This window comes from Arthrobacter sp. B2060, from assembly GCF_059090445.1.
This window is the reverse complement of record NZ_JBNHFR010000007.1, coordinates 90,386-115,750: the sequence shown is the minus strand read 5'-3', so window position 1 is coordinate 115,750 and position 25,365 is coordinate 90,386. Positions and strand designations below refer to the sequence as shown.

At 65.7% G+C, this 25,365-nt stretch carries 23 protein-coding genes; 7 read left to right on the top strand and 16 right to left on the bottom strand.

The features are described from left to right. Nucleotides 1-153 precede the first annotated feature (153 nt). Complete coding sequence (locus AC5RUM_RS13780) at nt 154-1,677, top strand: sodium:solute symporter family protein (RefSeq protein WP_494035445.1); 1,524 nt, start codon at nt 154-156, stop codon at nt 1,675-1,677. Nucleotides 1,678-1,833: 156 nt separating this feature from the next. Here the strand turns inward: AC5RUM_RS13780 and AC5RUM_RS13775 are convergent, their stop codons facing one another. Continuing rightward, complete coding sequence (locus tag AC5RUM_RS13775) at nt 1,834-2,064, bottom strand: hypothetical protein (RefSeq protein ID WP_494035444.1); 231 nt, start codon at nt 2,062-2,064, stop codon at nt 1,834-1,836. A 246-nt stretch (nt 2,065-2,310) separates the two neighbouring features. On the opposite strand from AC5RUM_RS13775, the gene AC5RUM_RS13770 reads away from it, so the two are divergent. Both AC5RUM_RS13770 and AC5RUM_RS13765 read left to right on the top strand, forming a co-directional pair. Then, nucleotides 2,311-3,441, top strand: a complete 1,131-nt coding sequence (locus AC5RUM_RS13770; RefSeq protein ID WP_494035443.1) for a VIT1/CCC1 transporter family protein — start codon at nt 2,311-2,313, stop codon at nt 3,439-3,441. Further along, on the top strand, nt 3,441-4,388 hold the full coding sequence (locus AC5RUM_RS13765) for a matrixin family metalloprotease (protein ID WP_494035442.1): 948 nt from the start codon (nt 3,441-3,443) through the stop codon (nt 4,386-4,388). Before AC5RUM_RS13770 ends, AC5RUM_RS13765 begins: the two co-directional genes overlap by 1 nt. On the opposite strand, the gene AC5RUM_RS13760 is transcribed toward AC5RUM_RS13765, so the two are convergent. From AC5RUM_RS13760 to AC5RUM_RS13745, 4 genes are all read right to left on the bottom strand, one after another. Beyond that, on the bottom strand, nt 4,385-5,518 hold the full coding sequence (locus tag AC5RUM_RS13760) for an LOG family protein (RefSeq protein WP_494035441.1): 1,134 nt from the start codon (nt 5,516-5,518) through the stop codon (nt 4,385-4,387). The genes AC5RUM_RS13765 and AC5RUM_RS13760 overlap by 4 nt on opposite strands. Before the next feature lie 84 nt (nt 5,519-5,602). Next, nucleotides 5,603-6,379: an SDR family NAD(P)-dependent oxidoreductase gene (locus AC5RUM_RS13755; RefSeq protein ID WP_494035440.1), complete on the bottom strand. Its 777-nt coding sequence runs from the start codon at nt 6,377-6,379 to the stop codon at nt 5,603-5,605. A gap of 48 nt (nt 6,380-6,427) precedes the next feature. Further along, the gene (locus tag AC5RUM_RS13750; protein ID WP_494035439.1) at nt 6,428-7,795 is read right to left on the bottom strand and encodes an MFS transporter; all 1,368 of its coding nucleotides are present in this window, start codon (nt 7,793-7,795) and stop codon (nt 6,428-6,430) included. A 208-nt stretch (nt 7,796-8,003) separates the two neighbouring features. Next, nucleotides 8,004-8,711, bottom strand: a complete 708-nt coding sequence (locus tag AC5RUM_RS13745) for a FadR/GntR family transcriptional regulator (protein WP_494035438.1) — start codon at nt 8,709-8,711, stop codon at nt 8,004-8,006. 140 nt (nt 8,712-8,851) lie between these two features. On the opposite strand from AC5RUM_RS13745, the gene AC5RUM_RS13740 reads away from it, so the two are divergent. Further along, nucleotides 8,852-9,640 (top strand): gamma-glutamyl-gamma-aminobutyrate hydrolase family protein, encoded by a 789-nt coding sequence (locus AC5RUM_RS13740; RefSeq protein WP_494035437.1) that lies wholly within the window; start codon nt 8,852-8,854, stop codon nt 9,638-9,640. A 57-nt stretch (nt 9,641-9,697) separates the two neighbouring features. On the opposite strand, the gene AC5RUM_RS13735 is transcribed toward AC5RUM_RS13740, so the two are convergent. The 4 genes from AC5RUM_RS13735 to AC5RUM_RS13720 form a co-directional block, all read right to left on the bottom strand. Continuing rightward, nucleotides 9,698-10,732: a Gfo/Idh/MocA family protein gene (locus tag AC5RUM_RS13735; protein WP_494035436.1), complete on the bottom strand. Its 1,035-nt coding sequence runs from the start codon at nt 10,730-10,732 to the stop codon at nt 9,698-9,700. A 56-nt stretch (nt 10,733-10,788) separates the two neighbouring features. Next, the gene (locus AC5RUM_RS13730; protein WP_494035435.1) at nt 10,789-11,712 is read right to left on the bottom strand and encodes an ATP-binding cassette domain-containing protein; all 924 of its coding nucleotides are present in this window, start codon (nt 11,710-11,712) and stop codon (nt 10,789-10,791) included. An 11-nt stretch (nt 11,713-11,723) separates the two neighbouring features. Next, nucleotides 11,724-12,779 carry an ABC transporter permease gene (locus AC5RUM_RS13725; protein ID WP_494035434.1) on the bottom strand — a complete coding sequence of 352 codons (1,056 nt, stop codon included), beginning with the start codon at nt 12,777-12,779 and terminating at the stop codon, nt 11,724-11,726. A gap of 65 nt (nt 12,780-12,844) precedes the next feature. Further along, nucleotides 12,845-13,840 carry a substrate-binding domain-containing protein gene (locus AC5RUM_RS13720; RefSeq protein ID WP_494035433.1) on the bottom strand — a complete coding sequence of 332 codons (996 nt, stop codon included), beginning with the start codon at nt 13,838-13,840 and terminating at the stop codon, nt 12,845-12,847. 316 nt (nt 13,841-14,156) lie between these two features. Here AC5RUM_RS13720 and AC5RUM_RS13715 point away from each other — a divergent pair, with 316 nt between their 5' ends. Beyond that, nucleotides 14,157-14,897, top strand: a complete 741-nt coding sequence (locus AC5RUM_RS13715) for a GntR family transcriptional regulator (protein ID WP_494035432.1) — start codon at nt 14,157-14,159, stop codon at nt 14,895-14,897. Nucleotides 14,898-15,009: 112 nt separating this feature from the next. Further along, on the top strand, nt 15,010-15,912 hold the full coding sequence (gene iolB / locus AC5RUM_RS13710; protein ID WP_494035431.1) for a 5-deoxy-glucuronate isomerase: 903 nt from the start codon (nt 15,010-15,012) through the stop codon (nt 15,910-15,912). Here iolB and AC5RUM_RS13705 read toward each other — a convergent pair. Both AC5RUM_RS13705 and AC5RUM_RS13700 read right to left on the bottom strand, forming a co-directional pair. After that, entirely contained in the window at nt 15,909-16,757 is an 849-nt protein-coding gene (locus AC5RUM_RS13705; RefSeq protein WP_494035430.1) for an aldo/keto reductase, read from the bottom strand. The two genes, iolB and AC5RUM_RS13705, sit on opposite strands and share 4 nt — an antisense overlap. Nucleotides 16,758-16,789: 32 nt before the next feature. Then, nucleotides 16,790-18,004 carry an MFS transporter gene (locus AC5RUM_RS13700; RefSeq protein WP_494035429.1) on the bottom strand — a complete coding sequence of 405 codons (1,215 nt, stop codon included), beginning with the start codon at nt 18,002-18,004 and terminating at the stop codon, nt 16,790-16,792. 156 nt (nt 18,005-18,160) lie between these two features. Between AC5RUM_RS13700 and AC5RUM_RS13695 the strand changes: the two genes are divergently transcribed. Further along, nucleotides 18,161-18,610, top strand: a complete 450-nt coding sequence (locus tag AC5RUM_RS13695) for a MarR family winged helix-turn-helix transcriptional regulator (RefSeq protein WP_494035428.1) — start codon at nt 18,161-18,163, stop codon at nt 18,608-18,610. 288 nt (nt 18,611-18,898) lie between these two features. Here the strand turns inward: AC5RUM_RS13695 and AC5RUM_RS13690 are convergent, their stop codons facing one another. The 5 genes from AC5RUM_RS13690 to iolD form a co-directional block, all read right to left on the bottom strand. After that, nucleotides 18,899-19,774 carry a sugar phosphate isomerase/epimerase family protein gene (locus AC5RUM_RS13690; RefSeq protein WP_494035427.1) on the bottom strand — a complete coding sequence of 292 codons (876 nt, stop codon included), beginning with the start codon at nt 19,772-19,774 and terminating at the stop codon, nt 18,899-18,901. An 88-nt stretch (nt 19,775-19,862) separates the two neighbouring features. Beyond that, nucleotides 19,863-20,876: a Gfo/Idh/MocA family protein gene (locus AC5RUM_RS13685; protein WP_494035426.1), complete on the bottom strand. Its 1,014-nt coding sequence runs from the start codon at nt 20,874-20,876 to the stop codon at nt 19,863-19,865. Between the two features lie 37 nt (nt 20,877-20,913). Next, nucleotides 20,914-21,825, bottom strand: coding sequence for a sugar phosphate isomerase/epimerase family protein (locus AC5RUM_RS13680; RefSeq protein ID WP_494035425.1), 912 nt, complete (start codon nt 21,823-21,825; stop codon nt 20,914-20,916). 32 nt (nt 21,826-21,857) lie between these two features. Further along, entirely contained in the window at nt 21,858-23,369 is a 1,512-nt protein-coding gene (locus AC5RUM_RS13675; protein WP_494035424.1) for a CoA-acylating methylmalonate-semialdehyde dehydrogenase, read from the bottom strand. Nucleotides 23,370-23,413: 44 nt separating this feature from the next. After that, nucleotides 23,414-25,342, bottom strand: a complete 1,929-nt coding sequence (iolD, locus tag AC5RUM_RS13670) for a 3D-(3,5/4)-trihydroxycyclohexane-1,2-dione acylhydrolase (decyclizing) (protein ID WP_494035535.1) — start codon at nt 25,340-25,342, stop codon at nt 23,414-23,416. Nucleotides 25,343-25,365: the final 23 nt, after the last annotated feature.

The window sequence follows — 25,365 nt, the reverse complement described above, 5'->3', positions numbered from 1 at the left end:
CAGCCTACGCTGGAAAGCAACAACTGTTGCCTACGAAGCAACAGGAGCGAACCCTTCAGTTTCCCCCTCAGAGCAGCGCAATCCGTGCAACCCCCAACTGCTACTCCCCCCGGATTGCCGCAAAGCTGCCAGAGCTCCAAGGAGCCCCAAATCATGGACCCAAATTTCGTCAATATCGCCATCGTGGTGGTGTACCTGGCCGCAATGCTGGCCTTCGGATGGTGGGGCAAGTCCCGCACCCGAAACAACAGCGACTTCCTCGTGGCAGGCCGTCGCCTCGGACCTTTCCTCTACACCGGAACCATGGCCGCCGTCGTCCTTGGCGGGGCTTCAACCGTGGGCGGCGTCGGCCTCGGCTACACCTTCGGCATCTCCGGCATGTGGCTGGTAGTCGCCATCGGCGCCGGCGTGCTGCTGCTGAGCCTGCTCTTTGCCGGCACCATCCAGAAGCTCAAGATCTACACCGTGTCCCAGATGCTGACGCTGCGCTATGGCAGCCACGCCACCAAGACCTCCGGCATTGTGATGCTGGCATACACGTTGATGCTCTGCGCCACCTCCACCGGCGCCTACGCCACCATCTTCGTGGTGCTCTTTGACTGGGACCGGGCGCTGGCCATCGCCGTCGGCGGTGGCATCGTGCTGGTCTACTCAACGATTGGCGGGATGTGGTCCATCACCCTTGCCGACCAGGTCCAGTTCGTCATCAAGACCGTGGGCATCTTTATCCTGATGCTGCCGTTCACCCTCAACGCCGCCGGCGGACTCGACGGGATCCGCAGCCGCGTTGACGCCAGCTTCTTCCAGATCGATGGCATCGGCCTGCAGACCATCATCACCTACTTCGTTGTCTACACCCTGGGCCTGCTCATCGGCCAGGACATCTGGCAGCGTGTGTTTACGGCGAAGACTCCGAAAGTTGCCCGCTGGGGCGGGGCCACGGCCGGCATCTACTGCATCCTCTATGGTGCTGCCGGCGCCCTGATCGGCCTCGGCGCCCGCGTCGCCCTGCCCGACATTGACGTCGCGACCGGAGGCAAAGACGTCGTCTACGCGGAGGTGGCACAGAACCTGCTGCCCATCGGCGTCGGCGGTCTTGTGCTCGCCGCCGCGGTCGCAGCCATGATGTCCACAGCGTCCGGCGCGCTGATCGCCGCCGCCACCGTGGCCCGCGCCGACGTCCTTCCATTCGTGGCCAGCTGGTTCGGCAAGACGATCAACACCGACGACTCGGACAACCCCGAGCACGACGTCAAGGCAAACCGCCTCTGGGTGCTGGGACTCGGCATCGTGGCCATCCTCATCGCCATCATCACCAAGGACGTCGTGGCGGCGCTGACCATCGCCTACGACATCCTGGTGGGCGGCCTGCTCGTCGCCATCCTCGGCGGCCTCGTGTGGAAGCGGGGCACGGGCGTGGCCGCCGCGGCGTCCATGGCAGTGGGTTCCGTCGTCACCCTCGGCACCATGATCTACCTGGAGATTAACGCCGCGGCGCCGCTGGATGGCATTTACGCCAACGAGCCGATCTACTACGGCCTCCTGGCTTCGGCCGTGGTCTACGTGGCAGTGTCACTGTCGACCAGGCCCACCGATCCGGCCGTCATGAAGAACTGGTACCGCCGCGTGGCCGGCCAGGAATCCGAGGAACCAGCGGTTCACGTCCCGGCCGGCTAACCTGGCGCGGCCAAGCAACCGGCTGAGCCTTGGTGCTCGAAGCCAGCCGCTTGAGCCTGGTCGCTTGAGCAACCGAAACGCCCGACGGCGGTGCCTTCCCCTCGTGGGGGAACGCACCGCCGTCGGGCGTTAAGGTCGGGGGTCAAGACAGACTGGTTATGGCTCGTATTCCTCGTCCTCGCGGAACTCGTCCGTGTCCAGCGCGACGACGCGCTCGTCGCTGTCAACCGCTTCCGGCGCTGTGGGAACGACCCTCTCCTCGGAATCAAGGAACTCGTCTTCGGCATCCCAGTCCTCATCCACCGGTACATCCTCGGCGAAGTCGTAGGCGGGATCAGATTCGATGGTGCGGCGGGCAGGCTCGGGGTTTGATCCGGTGGTGTTCATACTGCAGACCTCCGTGTGATTGGACTTCCGTGCCCTCCGTCAACGAGGCACGTTTTCATCAGATCACCACCCATGCAGGGGGTCAAGAGCCGGCCCGGAGGCAGCACAGAGAGCCCCGCCGGGGCGGCAGAATACGGGATCCCTAAAACTTACGCTGAGGAATACCGGCCGAAAAACCGCGGATTTGCGGGGTAAGCTGGGCAAGCAATGGGGCAGAACCATGCCTCATCCAGCCCAGGAGTCCCCGTGTCTCAGCCCGCAAAATCTGACCATCACAGTGCAGCCGCCGCCCGCGCCACCCCGGACGCAGCGGACATCAAACGCTGGCGCCAGTACCTGGCGGACGAACGTGCCGAGGCCGCCGTCTACCGGGACCTCGCCCAGAACCGGTCCGGCGAAGAACGCGCCATCCTCCTCGCCCTGGCAGCGGCCGAAGGCCGCCATGAGGCGCACTGGCTCAAGCTGCTCGGAGAGCATGCGGGCAAGCCCCGCCGCGCTTCCGCCCGTAGCCGGCTGCTGGGTTTCCTTGCCCGGCACTTCGGGTCCGTTTTCGTGCTCGCCCTGGCACAGCGCGCGGAGGGACGCTCCCCCTACACCCGGGAGCCGTCCGCCACACCCGCCATGGCTGCGGATGAACAGATCCATGAGGAAGTGGTGCGCGGTCTTGCCACCCGCGGACGCAACCGGCTGGCAGGGACCTTCCGGGCTGCGGTTTTCGGGGCGAACGACGGGTTGGTCAGCAATCTGGCGCTTGTGATGGGCATGGCCGCAACGGGTGTGGCCAGCTCGGTGGTGCTGCTGAGTGGCATTGCGGGCCTGCTGGCGGGTGCCTTCTCCATGGGCGCCGGCGAATTTGTCTCCGTCCGCTCCCAGCGTGAACTCCTTGCCGCCACCCGTCCCACGCAGGTGACGCTGGCGGCTGCGCCCCAGCTCGATATCGAACACAACGAGCTCCTGCTGGTGTATCTGGCCCGCGGCATGTCCCGCGAGGCCGCCGAACACCGGGTGGCCGAGCGGATGGGGCTCTTCAGCTGCGACTGTGATCCGAGCCTCTCGCTGCGGCCTGAGCTCCCGCAGTCCCAAGATGAGCACGAGGCAGTTGGCACGGCCTGGGGCGCAGCGCTGTCCAGCTTCTGCTTCTTTGCCTCAGGCGCGATCGTCCCCATCGTTCCCTTCCTTTTCGGCATGACAGGCATTGGTGCGCTCGTGACGGCCGCCGTCCTGGTCGGCATGGCACTGCTGGCGACCGGCGGCGTCGTCGGCCTGCTGTCCGGAACGTCGCCCCTGACCCGGGGCCTGCGCCAGCTGGCTATCGGCCTGGGCGCCGCGGGCGTCACCTACATGTTGGGAATGGTCTTCGGCGCGGTGATCGCCTAGTGCCGGAAAACGGGCACCGGAAGCACGCGCGCCATGCGGGGTCGGGCAAGGCCGCCCGCAGCTTCATCCGGAACCTTGTCCTGATATCCGCCATCGGGTGTGGCGCCTTCCTGGCCGCAGGCCTCGCCTATAACGATCCGCGCCTGGCAGGCCTGCTCGAGTTCCGTCTCGGAACCGGGGAGGAGAACCCCGCCGCGGATTCCGGCGAGACCGGCGTTGAGCACGAAGCCGGCCACGCCGGGGAACCGGGAGAACCGGGAACCGACAGCCGCGCGGCGGACGCCCCGCCGCCGGGTACCGAGGAAGCGGACGCGCCGCTCGGCACGCCCCAGGCCCCGCCCGAACCTAGCAATTCGTACGCGTTTTTGGCCACAAACGACGACGGCACTCCCGTGGGATTCTCACCGTGCCGGCCGCTGCACTATGTGGTGAACGACGACCCTGCCCCGGCGGGCGCGGCCGGGCTGGTCCATGAGGCCATCAAGACGGTTTCACGCGCGACGGGCATCCGCTTCATCAACGACGGCTCCACCGACGAACAGCCGTCCGCGCAGCGCGACCCGTACCAGCCCGAGGCTTACGGGGAACGGTGGGCACCGCTGTTGATCAGCTGGACCACGCCGGAGGCAGCCCCCAAGCTCAAGGGCCAGATCATCGGCACTGGGGGCAGCACGCATTACAGCTATGGCGACGGTCCCAAGAGCTTCGTCACCGGAAGCCTGGAGCTGGATGCACCGCAGATCGGCGTTGAACTGAACCGGCCGGACGGGCCCGCTTATGCCACCGCCGTCATCCTGCATGAACTCGCGCACGTCATGGGGCTTGAGCACGTGAATGACCCTGTCCAGCTGATGTACCCGGAAATCGGCACGCCTGACGGTCTGGCCGCCGGGGACCTCAACGGCCTCCATGCACTGAGCCAGGCGCCGTGCCGGAAGGACCTCTAGGAATCGAGGACCGCGAGCGCTTCGTCCACGGTATCCACCAGGAAGATCCGCTCCTCCATCGCCCGCCCGGCGGCGAGGCTCCGCAGCATGGGCCACGTGGGGTAGCGGCGCTCCCAGTGGTCACGGCCCACGAGCACCATTGGTGTCAGGGTTTCGGGTGCACCGTAGTAGTTCTCGCATGCGTCCTGGAAGATCTCCTGGACGGTCCCCGCCGCGCCGGGCAGGAACACGATTCCGCCATTGCACAGCTCCAGCAGAATCGCCTCGCGGACGGCGTTGGCGAAGTACTTGGCGATGTGGGTCGCGAAATAGTTGGGCGGTTCGTGGCCGTAGAACCAGGTGGGGATCCCCACCGATGCCGTTCCGCCCGGATAACGCTCGACGACGGCGGCCGCCGCGCGTGCCCACGCGGACACAGAGGGCCGGAAGCCGGGGACGGATGCCAGTTCAGCCAGGACAGCCCGGAACGCCTTTTCGGGCACTTCACTGAGGTAGGCCCCCAGGTTGGCCGCCTCCATGGCCCCGGGCCCTCCGCCGGTGGCCACCATCCGCCCGCTGCGGGCCAGCAGCCTGCCCAACGCAGCAGCGTCGGCGAAGCCCGCGGTTCCCCGCTGCGCCGCGTGGCCACCCATGACCCCGACGACCGTGCTGCCCCCGTCCTTGGTTGACCGGACCAGCTCGTCGAGGGCGTCGCCGATGGCGTGGTCGTGCAGGGCAGCAGCGAGCGTGGCGTCGAGGCGGTGACGCTGGCCGGGCCGGATGCTCCACTGGTACACCAGGGCGTCCGGTGTTTCCTCATACGGCGTGTCCTGAATTCCGGCGTAGAGCTCCTGCGGCGTGTAGAGCTCCGCGCGGTAGGCATCAAACGGCACTCCGGTCAGCTTCGGAAAGATCAGGGCGCCGCGACGGCGGAGCGCTTCTTCCACCCCCGGGTCGAACGTGCAGCCCAGGAACACCGCGCCTTCGGCGTCCATGGCCGCGAGCGCCGGGGCCCGGCCGCGCAGGTCCAGGGACTGCGCGTGCCAGCCGTGCATGGTCTTCGCTCCGTCGCTGACCAGCCGGTCGAATCCGGAGAGGCTCTCGACCTCGAGGGTCCGCGGGCTCGGGTTCAGGCTGCCGGAGGGGTTCATGATGCCAGCCTAGCGAGCCCGAACGCCGAAGTGCCCCGCAGCTGGGCTGCGGGGCACTTCTTTGTTCTCCATGCTGGTCCGGGTCTAGGAGACTTGGAGGCCTCCGTTGATGTCATACGTGGCGGCGGTGATGTAGCCGGAGTCCTCTCCCAGCAGGAAGGAGATGAGTGCAGCCACTTCCTCCCGGGTGCCGACGCGGCCCATCATGATGCCTTCGGACATCTGGGCTTTGCGCTCCTCGGTCAGCGTTCCGCCCATGATGTCGGTGTCGATCGGGCCGGGGGCGATGGCGTTGACCGTCACGCCGAACTCGCCCACTTCGCGGGCCAGGGCCCGGGTGAACCCGATGATGCCGGCCTTGGAGGCGCTGTAGGCGACCTTGGAGTACGTGCCGCCGCCACGCTGGGCCGAGATCGAGGAGATGCTCACGATGCGGCCCAGCTTGCGCTCGATCATGCCCTTCAGCACGCGCTGGGAGACTACGAAGGTGCCGCGCATGTTGATTGCGAAGACCTTGTCCCATTCCTCCACGGTGGTCTCCATGAAAGGTGTGGGCGAGCTGATGCCTGCCAGGTTCGCCAGAGCCACGATCGGCGGCAGCGTCTCTTCGATCTCGGTGATCGCCCGGTCCACGGACACGGCGTCCGAGACGTCGGCGCCCACGCCGATTGCCTTCACCGCGCGGTTGGAGCCGATTTCGGCTGCGGCCGCCTTCGCATCCTCGGCGTTGATGTCCAGGATGGCGATGGACCAGCCTTCGCTGGCCATGCGGTCGGCAGCTGCGCGACCGATGCCGCGGGCTGAGGCCGCACCGGTCAGGACGACGGTGCGTTCTGCGGGGAAGGACGTGGTTGAGCTCATTGCAGGTATTCCTTTAGCTGGTATTAGCCGGTTCTTGGCGGGTGGTTCTTAGTTGGTGACGGTGACCTTGTTGGCTGCCTCGACTGCGGGATCCAAGGCGGCGTCACCCTCGGGACGCTTGCGGGCGTAGAGGTAGGTGGCCACCGCGGTGACGCAGAGGCAGAAGGAGAGGAACAGCAGGCCGCTCTGGTTGCTGCCGGTGGCGTCGTTGAACAGGCCGACGGCGTAGGGTGCAACGAAGCCGCCGAGGTTACCCAGCGAGTTGACCATGGCCAGGCCGGAGGCTGCTGCTGCGCCGGTGAGTGCCGCGGACGGCATGGACAGGAACGGGGCGATGGCGCCGTAGATGCCCATGGCCGCGGCGGTGAGGGCGATCAGGGCAAGGACGGGGTTGACCTGGAGGAGGTAGCCTGCGGACAGCAGACCCACACCGGCCAGCACCATGCTGACGGAGCTGTGCCAGGCGCGCTTGCCCGTCTTGTCGGCACGCTTGCTCCAGAAATACACGAAGACTGCTGCGATGGAGTACGGAATGAGGACGATGAATCCGACCTGGGCGGTGGAGAACTTGCCGAGGGCGGCCACGATCGTGGGCATCCAGAGTCCGAGGCCGTAGATACCGCAGACCAGGCCGAAGTAGAGGGCCGAGTAGACGAGGGTGCGCTTGTCCTTGAGGCCGGCCAAGAAGTTGTGGCTGACGCCCTTTGACTTGGCGGCGAGTTCGGCGTCCATGGTGGTGGCCAGCCACTCGCGTTCGTCGGCGTTGAGCCACTTGGCGTCCCGCGGGCGGTCCGTCATGAGGATCGGGGTCAGCACGCCCAGCAGGATCGCGGGGATGCCTTCGATGATGTACAGCCACTGCCAGCCGTGCAGGCCCCAGATGCCGTCCATCTGCAGCAGCAGGCCGGAGACCGGGGCGCCGAGGGCGTTGGAGATCGGCTGGGCCAGGATGAAGATGCCGAGCACGGTGACGCGCTGCGCGGCGGGGAACCACAGGGTCAGGTAGAAGAGGATCGCAGGGAAGAAGCCTGCTTCAGCGGCACCCAGCAGGAACCGGATGATGTAGTAGGTGGTTTCGCCGTTCACCAGGGCCATCGCGGTGGCGAAGATGCCCCAGGAGATGAGGATCCGGGCCAGCCATTTGCGGGCGCCGAACCTGTACATCCCAGCGTTGCTGGGCACTTCCAGGAGGGCGTAGCCGAGGAAGAAGATGCCCGCGCCGAGTCCGTAGGCAGCGGCGGTCAGGCCGATGTCCTCGCTCATGGTCAGCTTGGCGAAGCCGACGTTGTTCCGGTCCAGATAGGCAATGAAGTAGAGCAGGACGATCAGGGGCATGACGCGGCGGCGGACTTTGCGGAGCGTGCGGTCGCCAAGCTCACCGAGTCCGGAGTGCTTTGTGGTTAATGAAGTCATCATCGACCTTCTATCTGTCGGTTCCGGACCGGCGGCTTCGCGCGGGGGAATCCGAGGCGTTTATTTGGGCTGTAATCGCTCCAGAGCGGAGCAGCTTTTTGATTGCTGAGGTTCTTGATTATTTGAATCTGATGTCAGACATCTGACGGGAGAACATGAAAAAGATCTTAGAAGGGTGACGCGCATTACGTCAAGGTGGCCCGGGCAGGCTTTAGGATTTGGCGCCGTGGACGTAGCGTTCGTAGTCTTCGAACGTCTGGTCCATGTGCTCGTCCATGGCGCGCCGTGCCAATTCGGCGTCACCGGTGAGGATGCTGTCCAGCACGCGCTGATGGAAGGCGATGGCGTGGCGCTGGATCTCCGGGATGGCGGACGTCTCCCGGCGCGCGCGGTAGAGCGACTGGCCCAGTTGCGCGAGCAGGGCGCGCACGAAAGGGTTCCCCGAGGCCTTCAGCACGACGTCGTGGAAGGCGATGTCGGCCGTCACGAACCCGTCTAGGTCTCCGGATTCATGGAACCGCTTCATGTCGGCGATTGCCTGCCGCATCTCCTCGGCGTGTTCCGGCGAATGGCGCCTGGCGGCTAGCGCCGCCGCGCCTGTTTCCACCATGCGGCGCACCTCGATCAGGCCGATGGACACCTGGTCCGCCGCGTTGCCGTACGAGGCGGCCTTGATGATCGCATCCAGCCCCGTCCAGTTTTCCGTGGGATTAACGAACGTTCCCCGGCCCGCCTTGACGTACAGAATGTTCTGCGCCCGCAGTGCCTTGAGCGCCTCCCGCACGGTCAGGCGGCTGACGTCATAAACCTTGGCAATGTCGGCTTCCGGTGGCAGGGCCTCATGCGGCTTGAGCCTGCCGTCAAGGATGTCGTCCAGCAGGCCGTCGACGAGACCGTCAACCAGTGTCCTGCGACCCATGGGAACGACCTACTTTCGCCTTGCCTGCTGCCCTCGATGCGCCTAACACTACAGAAGCGGGGCGCGGCCGGGGTAAAGCACGGGAAACCTGCACGGACTCAAGCGGCCCGGGCCGGTCAAAAGTGGTGCAGAATTTGAGAATGCAGAATTCAGCCCCTGCCACCCCGCCGCGCCCGCGCATCGGCATCCCAGTCCGGCTCAGCAGCTCGGCCGATCCCGACCCCCGCGTGGCCAAGGCCAACGGCCTCTTCGATGACATCGTTGGCCTCGTGCGCGACGGCGGCGGTGAACCCGTGCTATTAACCCCCGAACTGCTCGGCGACGGCCTGTTCGACGGCGGCCGGCGGGCCGGCGCAGGCGGGACGCTTGACGGCGCCGTCCTTCCCGGCGGCGGTGACGTCGACCCGCGGCTGTACGGTGAGGAGCCGGGCGCCACCCTTTACGACGTCAACCCGGAGCAGGACCGCCTGGATATCGCGGTGGCACGTCGGACGATCGACGCCGGACTCCCCCTCCTGGGAATCTGCCGGGGCCACCAGCTGCTCAACGTCCTGTACGGCGGAACGCTGATCCAGGACATGACACCGGGAACCGTGGCCCACCGCGACGGCGGCGGCTTGTGGGCCTGGCACGAGGTGGCGATCATGCCAGGCTCCAGGGTGGCGCACTTGTACGGTGCCATCGCGGATCCGGAATCCGGGACCCCAGGTGCCTTCGGGGTGAAGATCGCTTCCGGACACCACCAGGCCGTGGCGAAGGTGGCTCCCGGCCTGGTGGTGTCCGCCGTGGCAGATGACGGCACCGTCGAGGCGCTGGAAGATCCCGAGCGGTGGGTGGCCTCGGTCCAGTGGCACCCCGAGGTCCGCAGGCTATCGGAAGCCGAGCGGCGGGCACCGTTCCGCGCATTCGTGGAAGCCTGCAGCCGCTGACTCCGACGGCCGCGATTACCGCGGCAGTATGGGCAATCGCGGCAGTACAGGCCGCGGCTAGATGGTGACGGCGGCCGCGACTCGCACGGGCACCCCGGTTTCGAGCGACTCCTGGGCGGCGTCGGACACCCGGGATGCCGCGACGGCGTCTTCGGGCGTACAGGGGTTCTCCCGCTGTCCAAGCACGAGCTCGGCAAAGGCGGCCATCTCGGACCGGTAGGCCTGGTCGAAACGCTCAGCGAATGTCCTGTGGGAATCTCCCGACGGAAATCCGACACCGGCTTCCGCCGAGGCCAGCGCGGCCTTCTCGTCAAGGCCCACCATGAGGGAGCCTTCCGAACCTTGGATTTCCAGCCGGACATCGTGCCCGGCCCCGTTGTAGCGCGAGGCGCCCACGGAACCCAGCGTGCCGTCGTCGAACGTGACCACCGCCAGCGCCGTGTCCACGTCCCCCACTCGGCCTATGGCCGGGTCGCCCTTATTGGAGCCTTTGGCGTAGACCTCCACGATTTCCCGGCCGGTGAGCCAGCGCAGGATGTCGAAGTCATGCACGGAGCAATCGCGGAACAGCCCTCCCGACGTCGCCAGGAACTCCAGAGGCGGCGGCATCATGTCACAGGTAACGGCCCTCAGCGAGTGGATCCAGCCGAGCTCCCCGTCCTCGTAGGCGCGCTTTGCCTCGACGTATCCGGCGTCGAACCTCCGCTGATGGCCGATCTGGACCACTCCCCCTTTGGCCCGGATGTACTCCAGGACCGGCAGGGAATCAGCCACGCTCAAGGCCACCGGCTTCTCACAGAACACCGGAATGCCGGCATCCACGCCCGTCCTGATCAGTTCCGGGTGTGTGCCGGTTCCGGTGGCAATGACCAGGCCGTCGATTCCCGAGCCGAGCAGCGCCTTGACGGAAGGCAGGAACTCGGCGCCCAGGCTCTGTGCGACGGCACGCGCGTGCTCCGCGGCAACATCCGTGAGCCTGAGCCGGACGTTGATCCCCTGCGGGTGGAGCACGCCGTTCAGTGCCGCAATGTTGTTCGCATGCATCACGCCGATGCGGCCGACGCCGACAAGTCCGAGCGTTAGGTCCTTCATACAGTTCCTTTTGCAGTGGAGTGAATGCAGTCAGGTGGATGGCCGGTTTCGCGGACTCAGGTTCCCGCGTGCCTTGGCGTGCCGGCGCTGGAGGCTCCGGCGACTTCGGCCTGGACTTCCTTGACGATGTCGCCGTGCCCGCCGAGCTGCTCGAGTTCGTGGGCGAGTTCGGCCAGTTCGGCGCCGCCGGCCATCTGGGCAGTGAGCTCGTCCAGGGTGATGTCCTTCTTGTCGTAGTAGCCGATCGACTTGCCGCGCTTGAGCAGCAGGAACCGGTCGCCCACAGGGAAGGCGTGGTGGGGGTTGTGGGTGATGAAGATGACGCCCAGTCCCCGGTCGCGTGCCTGCAGGATGTAGCGGAGCACGACGCCGGACTGCTTCACACCCAGCGCGGCTGTGGGTTCGTCCAGGATCAGGACCTTGGCGCCGAAGTAGACGGCGCGGGCGATCGCGACGCACTGGCGTTCACCACCGGAGAGCTGGCCGATGGGCTGCTCGACATCGCGGAGGTCGATGCCCATGTCGGCGAGTTCCTTTTTGGTGATGTCCTTCATCTTCTGGACGTCCAAGCTCTTGAACGGTCCTACGCCGGTGGTCAGCTCGGAGCCGAGGAAGAAGTTGCGCCAGATGGGCATCAGCGGAACCACGGCGAGGTCCTGGTAGACGGTGGCGATGCCGACGTCCAGGGCGTCCCTGGGGGAACTGAACTTGCGCTCCTCCCCCATGACATTCAGAACGCCTTCGTCGTGCTGGTGCAGCCCGGCGATGATCTTGATCAGGGTGGACTTGCCGGCGCCGTTGTCGCCGAGGACGCAGGTAACGCGGCCGTTGTCCACTGCCATCGTGACGTCGGTGAGGGCGACGATGTTGCCGTAGTGCTTGCCGACGCTCTCCAGCGAGAGCAGGTGCACGGGGGTGTGGGTCAGCGGATCCTTCTCATCCTTGAGGAGCTGCTGCTGGTCGATCTGCTTGGCGTTCATGGTTTCAGCCCTTACTTGCTTGCGTCTGCGCGGCGCTTGACGATCAGGTTCACGATGGTGGCCAAGAGAAGCATCAGGCCGAGGAAGAACTTGAACCAGTCCGGATTCCACTGCGCGTAGACGATGCCCTTGTTGGCCATGCCGAAGATGAAGGCGCCGATGGCGCCGCCCACGGCCGAGCCATAGCCGCCGGTCAGGAGGCAGCCGCCGATCACCGCAGCGATGATGTAGAGGAACTCGTTGCCCACGCCCTCACCTGACTGGACGGCGTCAAAGGCGAAGAGGTTGTGCATGCCCAGGATCCAGCCGCAAAAACCGACCGCCATGAACAGGCCGATCTTGGTGGCCTTGACCGGAACGCCCACGGCGCGGGCAGCGTTCGCGTCGCCGCCGACGGCGAAGATCCAGTTGCCCACCTTGGTGCGCAGCAGCACCCAGGACGCCACGGCAACCAGGGCGATCCAGATGAAGACCGTGTTATTGACGTCCACCCCGGCGATGTTAACCGAGGAGGCAAAGATGGCCCGGGCTGCCTGGTAGCCGTCCATGTCGGAAATGGACGGGGAGGACACGCCGCCGCCGATCATGCGGGTCAGGCCCAGGTTGAGGCCGGTCAGCATCAGGAAGGTTGCGAGGGTAACGATGAAGCTCGGCAGCTTGGTCTTCATCAGAATCCAGCCGTTGATGTACCCGATGCCGAGCGAGACCACGAGGGCCAGGATCACGCCGACCCAGACGTTCATGCTGAAGTACCAGCTGAACATTGACGCGGTGAGGGCGGAACTGATGACTGCGACGCCGGTGGAGAGGTCGAACTCGCCGCCGATCATCAGCAGCGACACTCCAACGGCCATGATGCCGATGGTGGAGCTGCCGTAGAGGACGGTGGCGAAGGCGTTCGGCTGGATGAACGTCTGGGAAACCGAGGCGAAGAAGACGAAGAGGACGATTGCGCCCACGAGGGCGCCGACTTCAGGACGTGCCAGGAGTTTCTGAAAGGGGTTGCGCTTGGCCACGCGCTCATCGCGCAGCGCCGGGGGTTTCGACACACTCTGGGTGATGGTCATGATGATGCTCCTACCTAGGGCCGGGTCCGCTGCCTGGAGCCGCGGACCCGGCGGGAGGGGCGTCCTTAGCGGACGCCGTCCTTGGCGAACTTGAGGACGTCGGTGGCTGCAGCCTTGTCGACGATGGACGGGCCGGTCAGCACGGGCTGCCCGCCGCCGATCTTGAAGCCACCGCGCTTGGCCTGCCACAGCGAATCAATTGAGCCGTAGCCCTGCAGCCACGGCTGCTGGTCAACAGTAAATATGACATCTCCGTCGGCAATCTTCTGGGCGAGCTCAGGGTTCATGTCGAACGAGGCCACCTTGGCCTTGCTGCCGGCGCCGGTCACGGCCTTCAGGATGGTCAATGTGTAGGGCGCACCCAAGCCAATGATGGCATCGGCATCAGCAGTGGCCTGCAGTTTGGCGGTAACAGTGGAGGAAACCTGGGCCATGTCCGTTCCGGGAACGTACAGGATCTCCGTTCCGGCCACCTTTTCCTTGACCCCTGCGCAGCGGGCTTCCAGACCCACGTGCCCCTGCTCTTGGATAACACAGATGGGGTGCTTGAGCCCCAGTTCGCTGAGCTTCGTTCCGACTGCGGCGCCAGCGAGCTTTTCGTTGGACCCGAAGTGGGTGAAAGCACCCAGTTGTGCAGAGACCGATTCGCCGGCATTGAGGCTGACTACAGGTATGCCGGCGTCTGTGGCCTTCTTGAGGGAGTCCTTCAGCGCATCCGGCTTAGCCAGTGTTACGGCAATGCCGTCCACCTTCTGATCAATTGCCTGCTGGATAAGCTGTGCCTGGCGTCCACCTTCAGGGTCCGATGTGTAGAGCAGTTCCACATTATCCTTCGCGGCGGCCTCCTCCGCTCCCTTGCGGACGATATCCCAGAAGGTGTCTCCCGGGGCCGCATGGGTGATCAATGCGACTTTCATCCGGGGAGTGCTGACCACCTGCCCGCCGCCTCCGGCGTTGCCCGCATCGGCGGGCTTGCCACCAGTGCTGGAGCACGCGGTCAGGGCCAACATGGGCACAACGGCCGCCACCAAGGCCGTCTTCCGCCACGAAAACTTAGTCACGATGAATCTCCTTTGATTTGGGGGCTGGGACCGTCGCCCCGATGCGGGGTCACCAAAGCCTTCTACACCGATCATGGTGATTCGGCTCACAGATGTCAATAGTTTGTCCTGACATTAGGATGTTTTAACGAGATTACTTTCCTCAGACACAGGGAAACGCTCGGACGCTTGCGGGAGCAGCCAAACCTGGAGAGAGGCCTTGACCCGAAAGCACCCGCTGCTAATATCAGGTAAGGCAGTATGTCCTATCAAGCGAACATGCCGCTGACATATGGGTACCTGGACGCAGGATCCCGCAGCATAAAAGGGAGCACTCATGGCGAACCAACTTCACCTCAGCATCGACAGGTCGTCGCCGGTGCCGTTGTACCACCAGGTGGTGCAAGGCATCGAGGCCGCGATCCACACGGGGCTGCTGGAGCCGGGCAGCCGGCTGGAGAATGAAATTGACCTCGCCGCCCAGCTGAACCTTTCCCGGCCCACCATGCGCAAGGCCATGGACGAACTGGTTCGCTCGGGACTGCTGGTCCGCAAACGCGGCGTGGGCACCCAGGTGGTCTCAAGCCAGGTCCGCCGCCCCCTGGAACTCTCCAGCCTGTATGACGACCTCGCCAACAACGGCAGCAAGCCCACCACCGACGTCCTGACGTTCGCGCACGTCGAAGCCGACGATGCCACGCGAAAGGCACTGCACCTGCCGGCAGGGGCGAAGGTCTATCACTTCACCAGGCTCCGCAAGGTCGGCGGGAAACCGCTGGCCCTGATGGAAAACTGGGTCCGCGATGACATCACGCACATCGACGAGGAGCTGCTGGGCTCGCAGGGGCTCTACGGCATTCTTCGTGGCGGCGGGGTCAACTTCCGTCTGGCCACACAGCGGATTGGCGCCATGGTGGCCAACGAGTACCAGGCCCCGCTCCTCGAAACGGAGCCCGGCTCGGCGCTGGTGACCATGGAGCGCACCGCCGTCGACGACACCGGCCGGAACGTCGAGACCGGACACCACGTGTACCGCGCCGATTCCTACAGCTTTGAAATGACCCTCGTACAGCGGTAACCACCCCCGTGCCACGAGCTCCGCCGTGGAACCGCTTCAGCACTGGACCGTGAAAAGCGGACTCTGAAAATAGCCGGACCCTGACCACTTACGACCCGAAAGAGAACAATTTATGGCCGACTGGGTATATCCGCTGGGCAGCGCAGCCGAAGGATGCTGGGACGTTTCGCTGGGAACAGCGGACTCCGCGATCACCGTCGAGGGGTGGGCACATACCGGACTGAAGGTGGCCACGCTGGCCCCGGGCGCCGTCGTCGAACTCCCCGCAGCGGGCGAGGAACGCATCGTGATTCCGTTGAGCGGCGCCTTCACGGCGGCCGTGGACGGTGAGAAGTATCAGCTGGCCGGCCGCGCCAGCGTCTTCAGCGGCCCCACGGATGTGCTGTACTCCGGCACCGGGAAGGCGGTCACGGTCAGCTCGTCCGACGGCGGCCGGGTTGCCGTCGCCACGGCGCCCGCCAACGTCCAGTACCCCACCCGTCTGGTCACGGCGGCGGAGACCCCGGTGGAACTGCGCGGCGCCGGGAACTGCTCGCGCCAGGTCCACAACTTCGGCACCCCCGCGGCGCTGGAGGCTGACCGCTTCATCGTGTGCGAAGTCATCACGCCCGCAGGCAACTGGTCCTCCTACCCTCCCCACAAGCACGATGAGGAGAAGGAGGGCGAGACCTCCCTGGAGGAGATCTACTACTTCGAGACCCGGGTGGCGGTTGTTCCCGGCATCGCAGGCCCGGGCGGTGACGCGGATGCCATCGGCTACCAGCGGGTCTACGCCTCCGACGAGCGCCCCATCGACGTCGCCGCCGAGGTCCGCACCGGCGACGTGGTCCTGGTCCCCTACGGCTGGCACGGCCCCGCCATGGCCGCACCCGGCTACGACATGTACTACCTGAATGTCATGGCCGGGCCCGGACGGGTCCGTGACTGGCTCATCAGCGACGACCCCCACCACGGCTGGGTCCGCCAGAGCTGGGAGGGCCAGGACGTGGATCCGCGCCTGCCGTTCCGCGCCTAGCTGCCGTTGAATTCAGCGGGATGGGGCCCCGTGCGCCCGTTCCGCTCCAAGGCATCGATGGCCGCCAGTTCGGAGTCTGCCAGGTCAAAGCCGAAGAGGTCCAGGTTCTCCCGGATCCGCGACGGCGTGACCGACTTGGGGATGATGATGCGGCCCTGCTGCAGGTGCCAGCGCAGGATCGCCTGGGCCGGCGAGACTCCGTGGTCCGCGGCCATCCGGGTGACGGCAGGATCCCGCAGCACGGCGCCCTGCGCCAGCGGGCTCCAGGCTTCTGTGGCAATGCCGTGTGCCGCGTTGGACCGGGCGACGGCGCGCTGCTGCAGCGCCGGATGCAGTTCCACCTGGTTGACGGCCGGCACGGTTCCACCCAGTCCGACAATTTTTTCCAGGTGCTCCGGAAGAAAGTTGGAGACGCCGATGGCCCGTACCCGCCCGTCCGCCAGCAGTTTCTCCAGGGCGCGCCAGGACTCGAGGTAGCTGTCGGTGGCAGGCGCCGGCCAGTGGATGAGGTAGAGGTCAAGGTAGTCGAGGCCCAACTTTCCCAGGCTCGCCTCGTAGGCGGCGAGCGTGGCCTCGTAGCCGAGGTCGGCCACCCACACCTTGGACGTGATGAAGAGTTCCTGGCGGGCTATGCCCGACGCGGCCAGCGCGCGGCCCGTTCCGGACTCGTTTCCGTAGATGGCAGCAGTATCGATGCTGCGGTAACCGGCCGCGAGAGCTGCGCTCACGGCGACAGCGGTCTCGTCGTCGGGCACTTGGAAGACGCCGAAACCGAGTTGCGGCATCTGGACGCCGTTGTTGAGCGTGACACAGGGAATCTGAGTGGTGGTCTGGTTGGTGTTCATGGAGTTCTCTCGCGTTCTGGTCTTGAGCAGGTTCAACGGACGACGAAATCTGCAGGAGCGTAGGTGGCAGACCCGGCAGAATGTGCAGGAGCGTTGTTGGGGGCTTGGGCCTTGGCCGCGGCGAAGGCCATCACGGCAAGGCCCAGCAGGGTGATGCCGGCGCCTGCCCAGATGGGGGACGTGTAGCCGAGTCCCGCCGAGATGGTCACGCCGCCCAGCCAGGCCCCTAGGGCGTTGCCCACATTGAACGCGCCGATGTTGGCGCCGGACGCGAGGGTGGGGGCGCCGTCGGCGTATTGCATGACGCGCATCTGCAGGCCTGGCACCGTGGCGAAACCGAAGCCGCCCATCAGCACCATGGAAGCAATGGTCAGGGGCTGGTTGCCGGCCGTCAGCGCGAAGGCAACGAGCACCACCACAAGGACTGACAGGACCACGAGCAGGGTACGGTCCACATTGCGGTCTGCAGCCTTGCCGCCGAGCGTGTTACCCATGAAGAGGCCCACACCAAAGACGATCAGGAGCCACGGGACGGTGGAGGCGGAGAATCCGGAGATCTCAGTGAGGGTGAAGGCGATGTAGGTGAAGGCGCCGAACATGCCGCCGTAGCCCAGGATTGTCACCAGGATGGAGAGCCAGACCTGGCCGGAGCGGAAGGCCCGCAGCTCGCTGAGCAAGCCGCCTTGGGAAGCGTCACCGTGTCCTGTTTTCGGCACGAGGGCAAGAATGCCCGCGAGGGCAAGCACTCCGATTCCGGTGATGGCCCAGAACGTGGAGCGCCAGCCGGCAGCCTGGCCCAGCATCGTGCCGAAGGGAACGCCGAGGACATTGGCCGCAGTGAGCCCGGTGAACATGATGGCGATGGCGCCGGCCTTCTTGGTGGGGGCCACCATGCTGGCGGCGACCACCGCCCCGATGCCGAAGAAGGCTCCGTGCGAGAGGGCGGCCACGATGCGGCCGGCCATCATCATCCAGTAGTCGGGGGCCGTGGCGGAGATCAGGTTTCCGGCGATGAACAGTACGAGCAGGACGGCGAGCACGGGTTTGCGGTCGAACCGGGTCACTGCGGCGGTCAGCCCCAGCGCACCGACCACGACGGCGAGGGCGTAGCCGGAGATGAGCCAGCCGGCCGAGGCCTCGCTGACGTGAAAGTCTGCGGCCACCTCGGGCAGCAGGCCCATGATGACGAATTCGGTGAGTCCGATGCCGAACCCGCCGAGGGCGAGGGCAAGCAGGCCAATGGGCATGGAAGTGCTCCTAGGGAACTGTACGGAAGAGGGTGGGGCGCGTAGGCTAATAGTTGCAGACGCGGTATTTATTGTTGCACAAGCGGATACCGCGCGCAAGCAACTATTTATTTGAGTCGCCCCTTCCCGCAGGCGGCGACTGGAGGAGGAAGAACGATGGGCATCAAGGACGACGCCGTGGAAGTGCGCGCCCAGGGCTGGCGGACCCTCGCGGCGCTGCACGGCCTGATCGAAGCCGAACTCGAACGCTCACTGCAGGCCCACGCGCAGCTGTCCGTCGTGGAGTACACGGTCCTGGATGCGCTCAGCCGGCAGGACGGCTGGCATATGCGCATGCAGCAGCTGGCCCGGGCCTCCGCCCTCAGTGCCAGCGCCACGACGCGCCTGGTCAACCGGCTGGAGGACCGCGGGCTGCTGACGCGCATCCTGTGTGCCGACGACCGGCGCGGTATCTACACGGAGCTGACAACCAACGGCATCAAGCTCCTGGAGGACGCCCGGCCAGTGCACGACGCCGCGCTGGAGCGGAGCCTGGCCCAGGCGCAGGAGGTCCCGGAACTGGCCCCGCTTGTAGACGCCCTCCCCCGGCTGCACGCCCACGCCTAGGCTCACGCCACTGCCGATACCGCAGTGGCGGCCTGGAGGTTGGCGCACAAAAGCCCCTTTGAACCATTCAAAGGGGCTTTCTGCACAAGGCGTGCGATGTCACCAGGCCTTCAGTTAATGGCGTGAGGCCGAGATCCTCCTGCATATAGGGAAGGGCACCATTGATGACGCTGGTGTCCTAGCCGAAGAGCAGGCCACCGAACATTGAGATGATGGTGACTGTCCGCAGCGCCCGTTTATGGTTGACGGGCGCCTTCTGTGTTGCCTTCTCCGACTGGAGACTCGACGTCATGCGTTGACCTTCTGGACATACTGCTTCATGGTCTCCAGCTGGTACCGCGACACGTCCGCGGCGTTGTCGTCTTCGGCGAAGACGCTTGAGACCATCACTGTATCGTCGCGGTCCAGGAAGCCGATTTCCTTCAGGCCGCCGAAGAACTCATCCCAGTTGACGTCGCCGTCGCCGATTTTCAGGTGCTGGTGGACACGGACCGGGTTCCCGGGCGGGTTGGTGATGTAGCGAAGGCCGTGCGAGGCGTGGTGGTCCATGGTGTCTGCGACGTGCACCAGGCGCAGCTTGTCGCCAGCGGCGCGCATGATGTCCAGGGGCGCGTCCTTCATGTGGAAGCTGTGCGAGGCCACGTAGACCAGGCCGACGTTCTTGGAGTTGAGGCCGCGGATGACCCGAATGGCCGCCAGGCCCTCTTCCACGAAGTCGTCCGGATGCGGATCGATCAGCAGGTCGATACCTTCGCGTTCAATGATGGGCAGCAGTTCTTCCATGGAGCGGTAGAAGGCACGTTCTGATTCTTCAGCTTTCTCGGGCCTGCCGCTGAATTCGGTGTTCATGGTACTGACGCCCAGGTCCACGGTGATCTGGATGGCGCGCTTCCAGTAGCGGACGGCGGCTTCGCGGGCGTCTTCGTCCGGCCCGGACCAGCGGAGCACGGGAAGGACCGAGGCGATCTCGATTCCGGCGTCCTTGCTGGCCTTCTTCAGCTGGCCCACGAGTTCGTCGTCTGCCTTGGGGTGGTTGTAGAAGGGGATGAAGTCGGCGTGCGGGGTCATCTGCATGTACTTGTAGCCGAGGTCCGCCACCACGCGTGGAAATTCGAGCAGGCTGTGCGAGTGGTGGAACGGCGTGGGATCAAGTGCGATTTTCACGTGGAATACTCCATTGTGGATCTGTCAGTTGCGCGTCGGACCGGGAACGAACAGAAGGGGCCGGCAGAGCCGGCCCCTTCTGTTTTTCCTAGCTGTAGAGGGCTGGCTTGGCGTTCAGCTTCACGGCGACCTTTTCGCCGTTCTTTTGTGCTTCGACACCGGCTTCGCAGCATGCTGCGGTGGCGTAGCCGTCCCAGGCGGTGGGGCCGCCGATTTCGCCGCGGAGTGCTGCGTCCACCCAGGACTGAATTTCGACGTCGTACGCGGCGCCGAAGCGCTCTTCGAAACCAGGGGTGACCTTGCCGCCCCAGCGGCCGGCACTGCGGGTGTAGGGGCCCTTGTCTCCGCCGATGCTGACGATGCCCTCTTCGAAGGAGGCCTGCGTGGCCACTTCGTAGCCGAACTTGGCGTTGACGTAGATTTCGACGTCGGCCAGGACGCCGGACTCGGTCTCGATCAGGACGTGCTGGGGATCGTGCTGCCCGGCCGGGGCGTTTTTCGTGGCCTTGCCCAGGCGGACCTGAACGCTGGTGATTTCCTCTCCGGTGAAGAAGCGGATGGCGTCAAACTCGTGCACTACCGAATCGTTGATCAGCATCTCGTTGGTAAAGCCCGCTGGGGTGCTGGGGTTGCGGTGCTGGTGGTGCAGCATCAGCAGTTCACCGAGTTCGCCGTCGCGGATCACGGAGCCCAGGGCGGCGTATTCGGCGTCGAAGCGGCGCATGAACCCCACTTGGATACGCTTACGGCCCAGCTTTTCCTCCGCCTGGACGATCTTCCAGGCGGACCCGGCGTCCGGGGTCAGCGGCTTTTCGCAGAGGATGGGGATGTCCTTGGCGATGGCCTTGAGCAGGATGTCCTCGTGCAGGAAGCCAGGCGTGGCGATCAGGACGGCGTTGATGTCGCCGTTGTTGAGCGCCTCTTCAGCATCTGCCAAGGCGACGGCGCCCGGGATGCCTTGGATGGCGGCCTGTGCGCGGCCCAGGTCGACGTCGACGACAGCAGCGACTTCAGCGCCGTGAATGCGCTTGCTGAGGCGCTGGATGTGGTCCGCGCCCATGCGGCCGGCGCCGATGACGGCGACGCGAAGGGTTTCAGTCATTGTTCTTTCCTTTACGTTTCGGGTGCCTGGGCGGCCGCTAGTTGACGGCGGTGCGGGAGCCGCAGGACAGCAGGTAGTTGCGGGTGCGCTTGGCGATCGGCATGGGGACGTCGAAGGCCACGGGGTACATGTCCTGCTCCACGATGCCGAAGATGGGGCGGTTCAGGGCTTCCACGGCTTCGATGACGGCGCGCAGGTCCGGCAGCCCGTTCGGCGGCTCGGTCATGACGCCAGCCAGGTTGGCCGCGGCCCAGGTCATGTTTTCCTCGTTGACCTTCTTCAGGACCTCCGGGTTGATCTGCTTCAGGTGCAGGTAGCCGATGCGGTCCGGATGGTTCTTGATGAGCTCAAGGCTGGAGGCTCCGCAGTATTCGGCGTGGCCGGTGTCCAGGCACAGGTTCAGGTACTTCGGATCCGTGGCACCCAGGAGCGCCTCGATGTCTTCCTGCGCCCCGACGTGGGAATCGGCGTGAGAGTGGAACTGCTGCTTCAGACCAAAGTCCTCCAGCAGCGTCTTGCCCAGGCGGTTGTGCCCGGCAAAGAGGTCACTCCAGGCCTTCTCTGTGAGCTGGCCGCTCTCCACCGCCACGCCGGTGACGTCGTCGCGCCACATCGCCGGGATGACCACGATGTGCTCGCCGCCCATGGCGGCCGTGAGCTCGGCCACCTTGCGTGCCGGTTCCCATGCAGTCTCCCACTGGTCCAGCCCGCGGTGGAACGCGGTGAAAACCGTTCCCGCGGTGACCTTCAGGTCGCGCTGCGCGAGCTCCTCCGCCAGCCGCGTGGGGTCGTTCGGCAGGTAGCCGTACGGACCCAGCTCGATCCACTTGTAGCCGGACTCTGCCACTTCATCCAGGAACCGCTCCCACGGGGTCTGCTTCGGGTCGTCTGCGAACCACACGCCCCAGGAGTCCGGCGCCGTGCCGATGATCAGTTTGTTCTCAGTCATGACAGCGTTGTCTCTCTTCTCGGGAACCGAGATCAGTTGGAGGGGAAGTTGTAGGAGGCGCCGGAGGCGTGCGTGGGTTCGGGCCAGCGGGAGGTGATGACCTTGCCGCGGGTGTAGAAGGAGACGCCTTCGGGGCCGTAGATGTGCTTGTCGCCAAAGAGCGAGGCCTTCCAGCCGCCGAAGGAGTGGTAGGCCACCGGCACGGGCAGGGGCACGTTGATGCCGACCATGCCGACCGTTACCGAGCGCTGGAACTTGCGGGCGTGCGCGCCGGAGGAGGTGAAGATGGCGGTGCCGTTGCCGTAGGGGTTGGAGTTGATCAGCTTGATGCCGGCGTCCAGGTCATCGACGCGGACCACCACGAGGACCGGTCCGAAGATTTCCTCGGTGTAGGCGGTCATTTCGGTCTTGACGTGGTCCAGGACGGTGGGGCCCACCCAGAAGCCGTCTTCGTGGCCGGGGACCACGAGGTCGCGGCCATCGACGACCATGGCGGCGCCGGCCTGTTCGGCTTCGGTGACGATCCGGACGATGCGTTCCTTGGAGGCCGGGGTGATGACCGGGCCCATTTCGGCGCCGGGGGCGGTGCCGTTGTTGACCTTGACGGCGAGGGCGCGCTCTTCGACTTTCTTGACCAGGAGCTCTGCGGCGTCACCAACGGCAACGGCCACGGAGATGGCCATGCAGCGCTCCCCGGCGGAGCCGAAGGCTGCGGCGGCGAGGTGGTCGGCAGCGTTGTCCAGGTCGGCGTCGGGGAGGATGATGGCGTGGTTCTTCGCCCCGCCCAGGGCCTGGACGCGCTTGCCGTGCGCCGTGGCGGTCTCGTGGACGTACTTGGCGATCGGGGTAGAGCCGACAAAGGAGATGCCGTCCACGTCCGGGTGGGTCAGCAGTCCGTCGACGGTTTCCTTGTCGCCGTGCAGGACCTGGAACACGCCGTCGGGCAGGCCCGCGGCTTTCCACAGCTTGGCCAGCAGCATCGAGGCGGAGGGGTCGCGCTCGGAGGGCTTGAGGATGAAGGCGTTGCCGGTGGCGATCGCCATGGGTGCCATCCACAGCGGCACCATGACAGGGAAGTTGAACGGCGTGATGCCCGCGACGACGCCGAGCGGCTCGCGGAAGGAGAAGACGTCGATGCCGGTGGAGACCTGGTCCGAGTAGTCGCCCTTGAGCAGCTGCGGGATGCCGCAGGCGAACTCGATGACCTCCAGGCCGCGGCCGATCTCGCCCTTCGCGTCGGAGAGGACCTTGCCGTGCTCGGCCGTGATCAGTTCGGCAAGTTCGTCAATGTGGGAGGCGACGAGCTCGCGGAACTTGAACAGCACCGCGGTGCGCTTGGCCAGGGAGATGTCGCCCCAGCTGTCGGCGGCGGCACGGGCCGCGGCGACCGTGGTGTCCAGGTCGGCGCGGTTTGCCAGACGCAGCTCGCCGCTTACGGCGCCGGTGGCGGGGTTGTAGACGGGCTGGGTGCGGTCGCCTTCACCGGCGGTTTCAACACCGTTGATGAAATGGTTGATGGTGGTGGTGACGGTCGTCGTTGACATAGAGATGACTTCCTTGTCTGTGGCTTGAGGGAGAGGCTTGGGGGCTAGCCGAGCAGCTTGCGCTGGCGGCTCTTGTGGTCGATGTAGGTCTGGAAGGCCTGTTTCGTGGATTCGAGGTCCGAGACCTGGGAGACGGGGACATCCCACCAGGATTCGGAGCTCGGGGCATCCAGCAGCGGGTCGGATTCGACGTGGATGAGGATCGGTCCTCCACGTTCCGGTGCTGCCTTGGCGTCGCGGATGGCCTGCTCGAGCTCGGCGATGACCTTCTCCCCCGGTTCAATCCGGATCACCTTCACGCCCAGGCTCTCAGCGTTGGTGGCCAGATCCACGGGAAGGGTTTCGCCGTCGTCAAAGCTGTGCCGTTCCTCGTCCAGCGCGCGGTACTGGGTGCCGAAGCGCTGCGACCCGAGCATTTCGGAGAGGGAACCGATGGAGGCGTAGCCGTGGTTCTGGATCAGGACCACAATCAGCTTGATCCGTTCAGCGACGGCGGTGACCAACTCAGTGTGCATCATCAGGTACGAGCCGTCCCCCACCATCACGACGACGTCGCGCCGGGTTCCCCCGGCAGCGGCTTCCGCCAGCGCTGCACGCTTCACGCCAAGGCCGCCGGGGATCTCGTAGCCCATGCAGGAGTAGGCATATTCCACGTGGTAGCCGAACGGATCGCGCACCCGCCACATCTTGTGCAGGTCACCGGGCAGCGAACCCGCGGCGCAGATCACGACGTCCTGGGCGTCCATGGCCCGGCTCGTGGCTCCGATGATCTCGTTCTGCGCGGGCAGCGGCGTGTACCGGGTCCCGAAGGCCTCGTCCACGGTGGCGTCCCAGCGCTGTTTCTCGGCCGCGACCCGCTGTTCCAGGTCCGCGCCCACGCGGTAGCCGCCGAGGGCCTGGTTCAACTTGACCAAGGCCTTCCGGGCGTCCGCGACGATCGGCAGCGAGGTGCCGTGCTTGTACGCGTCGATGGCGGCGACGTTGATGTTGATGAACTTCACGTCCGGGTTCTGGAACGCGGTCCGGGACGCGGTGGTGAAGTCCTCGTAGCGCGTACCGATCCCGATGATCAGGTCCGCCTCGGCAGCGATGGCGTTGGCCGCCGTCGTGCCCGTGGAGCCGATGGCTCCCAAGGAGAACTTGTGATCCCATGGCAGGACGCCGACGCCGGCCTGGGTGTTGCCCACCGGGATTCCGGTCAGCTCCACGAACCTGGCCAGTTCATCGTTGGCGTAGGCGTACAGGACGCCGCCGCCGGCGATGATCAGCGGGCGCTTCGCGGCGCGGATCGCTTCGGCGGCGCGGCGAATGTCCTCGTCGTCGGCGTCCGGGCGGCGGATCCGCCACTCGCGTTCGGCGAGGAATTCCTCCGGCACGTCGAAGGCTTCTGCCTGGACGTCCTGCGGCAGCGAAATGGTCACCGCGCCGGTCTCGGCCGGGTCGGTCAGGACACGCAGGCCGTGGTGGAACGCGGAAAACAGCTGCTCGGGACGGGTGACGCGGTCGAAAAACTTGGACAGCGGCCGGAACGCATCGTTCACCGTGATGTCGTAGGCGTGGGGCTGCTCGAGCTGCTGCAGCACGGGGTCCGCGGCGCGGGTGGCGAAAGTGTCGCTGGGCAGCAGCAGCACCGGCAGCCGGTTGGTGGTGGCGAGCGCCGCGCCCGTGAGCAGGTTCGAGGAGCCCGGGCCGATGGAGGTACTGATGGCGAACGTCTGGCGGCGGCGGGTATGCCGGGCGTAGCCCACTGCCTGGTGCGCCTGTGCCTGTTCGTTGCGGCCCTGGTAGTACGGCATGACCGAGGGATCCGCGGCCTGGTACTGCTTCAGGGCCTGGCCCACGCCGGCAACATTGCCGTGGCCAAAGATGCCGAACGTACCCGGGATCAGCCGCTCCCGGAAGTCGACCCCGCCCACGGAATCAACGGTGTACTGCCTGGAGAGGTACTCGACCACGGCCTGCGCCACGGTCATGCGGCGGGTACCTGTTGCTGTTC